Origin of the sequence: Streptomyces calidiresistens (genome assembly GCF_014141525.1) — a bacterium.
GTDB classification, from domain to species: Bacteria; Actinomycetota; Actinomycetes; order Streptomycetales; family Streptomycetaceae; genus Streptomyces; species Streptomyces calidiresistens.
In genome coordinates, this window is sequence record NZ_VKHS01000807.1 from 1 (window position 1) to 2,349 (window position 2,349).

General features: G+C 75.6%; 1 protein-coding gene. It reads right to left on the reverse strand.

Annotated elements, in window-relative coordinates:
• On the reverse strand, positions 1–2,349 hold a 2,349-nt coding region (locus FOE67_RS22960; RefSeq protein ID WP_182666750.1), incomplete at both ends, for an amino acid adenylation domain-containing protein.

A 2,349-nucleotide genomic window follows, 5' to 3' on the forward strand; every position in this document is an offset into this window, starting at 1 on the left:
CCGCCGCGCCCTCCCCCGTGGCCCGGTTGTCCGCGGGCGCCCCGGGGGCGGCCTCGGCCGCCGCGGCCAGGGCGGCGTGATCGATCTTGCCGTTGGCCGTGACCGGGAAGCGCTCCAGCGTCACGAAGCGGTGGGGCACCATGTAGTCCGGCACCCGGGTGGAGAGGAACGCCGCGAGGTCGGCCGGGTCCGGGGCCCGGTCGGGGTCCCGGGGCACCACGTGGGCGATCAGGCGCGGCCTGCCGTCCTTCCCCCGGCGGGCGAGCGTCAGACACTGTCGGACCCCGGGGTGGCGCCCCAGCACCGCCTCGATCTCCCCCGGTTCGATGCGGTGTCCCCGGATCTTGACCTGCCGATCGGCGCGCCCCAGGAACTCGATGACCCCGGCGGGGGTCCAGCGGCCCAGGTCGCCGGTGCGGTAGAGGCGTTCGCCCAGCACGGGGTGAGGGGCGAAGCGCTCGGCGGTCTGCTCCGGGTCGGCGGTGTACCCCCGGGCCAGCCCGTCGCCGCCGATGTACAGCTCGCCGGCCGTGCCCACCGGACAGGGGGCGCCGTCCTCGTCCAGGACGTGGAACGACTGGCCGCGCAGGGCCCGCCCGTAGGGGATGCTGCGCCACCGCGGATCGACCCGCTCGACCGGATGGGTGATGGACCAGATCGAGGCCTCGGTGGCCCCGCCCAGACTCATGAACCGGGCGCCGGGGGCGAGCCGGCGCAGCCGGTCGGGGAGGTTGAGCGGTATCCAGTCGCCGGAGAGCATCACCAGGCGCAGTGTGCGCAGCGCCCCGGCGGCGACCTCCGATTCCGTCTCGGCGTACTCGACCAGCATCTCCAGCAGCGCCGGCGCGGTGTTCCAGATGGTCACGCCGTGCCGACCGGCCTGTTCGAGCCAGTGCTGCGGATCGGTGCGCCGGGCCGGGTCGGGAAGGACCAGCGAGCCCCCCGCCCCGAGGACGCCGTAGATGTCGAAGACCGACAGGTCGAAGCCGATCGCGGACAGGGCCAGGACCCGGTCCCGCGCGGTCACCGAGAAGCGGTCGACGATGTCGTCCACGGTGGTGCGGGCGGCACGGTGCTCGATGTCCACGCCCTTGGGGGTTCCGGTCGAGCCCGAGGTGAAGATGGTGTAGGCGAGGTCATCGGGGGTCGCTGGGACGCCGGCCGGCGCCGTCGGGGCGGTACCGCCGGGTGAACCGGTCGGCCGTCCGGCGGCGTCCAGGCGGTGCACCGTGACCCCCTCGGGCCAGGGCAGATCCACTCCGTGTCCCACCAGGGCGTGCCGCACCCCGGATCGGCGGCACACCGCCTCGACCCGGGCGGCGGGCCAGGAGGGTTCCACCGGCACGTAGGCCGCGCCGGCCCGGCTGACGCCGAGGACGGCGGCGATCTGGGCCGGGGTCTTCTCACAGGCCACGACGACGCGTTCACCCGGCCCCACCCCCCGGGCGGCGAGCAGTGCGGCGCAGTCCTCCGCCAGGGCGGCGAGCCGCTCGTGCGTGACGGTGACACCGGGGGCGTGCACGGCGGGCCGGTCGGGCCCGCGGCGCGCGGCGACGCGGAGGGGACCGTCGAGCAGGCCGTCGGCGTCGGGGAACGGGCTGACGTCGAGGGGTTCGGCGGGCAGGAAGGAGGGGTCGAAGCCCAGTGAGGGGTCGGTCCAGGCCGCCGGGTCGGTCAGGCGGCGCAGCAAACGGCCGTGGGCTGCGGCCAGGGCGGGTATCCAGTCGTCGGGGAAGGCACCGATGACGTGGTCCCAGGCGATCCGCAGGCGTCCGCCCTCGTCCCGGACGATGTGGTCCAGCAGGACCTGGGGGGTCTGGGAGACGCCGTACACCTCCCGCCCGATCCAGGCGTGCGGGGCGGGTCCCTCGCCCGCCAGGCCGACACCGCTGGTGAAGACGACCGGGAACGCCGGGGCGGTGTCCGGGGCGCCGGCACCGGGGAGCATCTCGCGCACCACCTCGACCCCGGAGACCGAACCGTGGTCCAGGTCCTCCCAGAAACGTCGGCCGGTTTCGGCGGCGAGGGCCGCGAAGCCCCCGGGTCGGCCGGGGGACCACCGCGGGCCGGCGACCAGCGCGGTGGTGGTGAAGTCCCCGACGACGTCGGCGGCCTCACCGTGCACGTCGGGACGGTCGAAGACGGTGGTGTTGAGGCAGACGCGGTCGCCCGCGCCCCACCGTTCCAATACGACCGCGAGACCCGCGAGGAGGGTCGCGGTGGGGGTGACGCCGGCTTCGGCGGCCCGGGCTCGCAGGGCGGCCCACTCGGTCGGCTCCAGGGTCTCCTCGTGCCGGACGAAGCGCGGTGGGGTGGTGTCGGCGGGGTCCCGCAGGATCGGCAGGGCGG